Below are 2,332 nucleotides of genomic sequence, written 5' to 3'. Positions count from 1 at the left end.
CAGCCGAACAGCGGGCCGCGCTGGGCATGATCTGCGATACATTTCTCCCTGGCGACGGGCGCGGACTACCCGCCGCGACCGATATCGGCGCGGTCGACACGATCTTCCGTATCCTCGGGCGCAATCCTCGCGAGGCCGAGCAGAAGCAGCTGGCAACGCTGTTGGGACTGTGGGATTCTCGCCTCTTCGGCCTGTTCACCGGCCGCGGCCCGCGCCGGTTCTCCACGCTCTCGCAGGAGCAGCGCGAGGCAGCCCTGCTGCGCCTGGCCGACTCCGGCCTCGCCCCCGCCCGGGCGATCTTCCAGGCGCTCAAGCAGGCTTCCCTGCTCGCCTACAACGTGAGTCCCGGGCCCACCGGAACGAATCCGCTGTGGGCGGAGATCGGCTATCCGGCGCCGGCCGGTCGGCTCGAGACCGCCCCGAAGCCGCCGCTGTCACCGCTGCGATTCACCGAATCCACCGCGCTCGAATGCGATGTGGTGGTGGTCGGCTCCGGCGCCGGTGGCGGTGCCGCCGCGGCGGTGCTGGCCGAAGCAGGCCTCGACGTGATCGTGCTCGAACGCGGAAACTATTACGACGACCAGGATTTCGGCGACGGCGAACTCGACGCGCTGACCAGCCTGTACGCACCGGGACCCGCCGCCTCGGCGGAAGGCCAGATCACCCTCGTCGCGGGGACCTGCCTCGGCGGCGGCACCGTGGTCAACTGGAGCACCTCGCTGCCGACGCCCGACACCGTCCGTGCCGAATGGGCCGAGACCGGCGTGCCGCAGTTCGCCGAGGACGAGTTCGGTGATGCGCTGGCCGCTGTACAGAAACGGATCAGCGTCACCGACAGCAAGTCACCGCTCTCGGCGCGCGACGGCATTCTCGAGCGCGGTGCGCGCGCGCTCGGCTGGGAGGTGGACACCCTGCCGCGCAATGTCAGCGATGCCTGTGACGCCGGAATCGAGTGTGGGCGTTGTGGCTATGGCTGCCGCCTCGGCGCCAAGCAGTCGGCGACCAAGACCTGGCTCGCCGATGCGGCCGAGCACGGTGCGCGCCTGGTGGTCGACGCCGACGTCCGCGCGATCACCGTGACAGCGGGTCGGGCCGAATCGGTTTCGGCGGTCACCGCCTCCGGCGTCGAGATCACGGTGCGCACCAAGGCGGTCGTGGTCGCCGCGGGCGCGATCCAGACACCGGCGCTGCTGCGACGATCCGGTCTGCGCAACAAGAACATCGGCCGGTATCTGCGCCTGCACCCGGCCGCGGCGGTCTTCGGCGTCTTCGACGACGACGTCCGCCCGTGGGAAGGGGCGTTGCAGGCCCGCATCAGCAGGCACCACGCGAACCTCGACGGCAACGGCTACGGCGTGATCTACGAGACCGGCCCGGTCCATCCCGGTCTGGCCACCGGTTTCATGAGCTGGCGCGGCGCGGCGCAACATCGGGCCACCATGCTCGATTTCGCGCGCACGAACTCCATCGGCATCATCACCCGTGACCGCGACCCCGGCACCGTCTCGATCGACAAGTCCGGCGAACCGGTGGTGAAATACCAGCTGTCCGACTACGACGCCGCGCACCTGCACACCGGCATCGTCGGCGCCGCCTCCATTCTGGAAGCCGCTGGCGCGCAACGGATCTTCTCCGGTCATCAGGCGGGCATCTCCTTCGAACCGGGCACCCGCGGTTCGCTCGCCGAATTCGACGCCGCGGCGAAGAAGGCGGGCTACGGCCCCGGCCGCTGCTCGATGGGCGCGCTGCACATCATGGGCTCGGCCAGGATGGGCGGTACGCCGGAACTCTCGGCGACCGACCCGGACGGTGCCACCTGGGATGTGCCGAACATCGTGGTGGCCGACGGGTCGAGCTTCCCCACCGCCCCCGGTGTGAACCCGATGGTCACCATCGAGGCGATCGGCTACATGAACGCGAAACGGCTCGCGGCCCGGCTGGGCTAGTGGTGTCGATGTGCAGTGGACACGTAGTGTGGTCGGTACACATGTGGTGATCCACCGCGCGGCCGGGCCGGCGCGAATTCGCGGAAAGGGCTGAGATGGACAAGGCGACGCAGTTGGTCGAGTTCGAGACCATGCTTCTCGCGCGCCACAGCCTGAGATCGCGCCGCGGGCCGGACGCCATGGACCGCAGCGCCTATATCTTGCTGAGCAGGCTGCGGATGGGTGGGTTGATGTCCATCGGCCAGCTCAGTGACGCACTGGGCTTGGATGCCTCGACTCTCAATCGGCAGACCGCCGCCATGATGCGGACCGGCGCGATCGAGCGGATGCCGGATCCCGAGGGCGGGATGGCGCGGAAGTTTCGGGTCACCTCCAAGGGTGCGCGC

Annotated in this window: 2 protein-coding genes; both read left to right on the top strand. The window is 69.2% G+C overall.

The window, feature by feature from the left end:
• A partial coding sequence (locus ACFWF3_RS32720; protein WP_379317736.1) for a GMC family oxidoreductase N-terminal domain-containing protein occupies positions 1–1,946 on the top strand: 1,946 nt, incomplete at its 5' end.
• Positions 1,947–2,041: 95 nt separating this feature from the next.
• Positions 2,042–2,332, top strand: a 291-nt coding sequence (locus ACFWF3_RS32715; protein WP_379317734.1) for a MarR family transcriptional regulator, incomplete at its 3' end; no start/stop codon positions are given.

Source organism: Nocardia sp. NPDC060220, assembly GCF_042727815.1.
Taxonomy (GTDB): Bacteria; Actinomycetota; Actinomycetes; order Mycobacteriales; family Mycobacteriaceae; genus Nocardia.
Note: the sequence above shows the minus strand (reverse complement) of the source record. Positions and strands in the feature narration are given on the sequence as shown.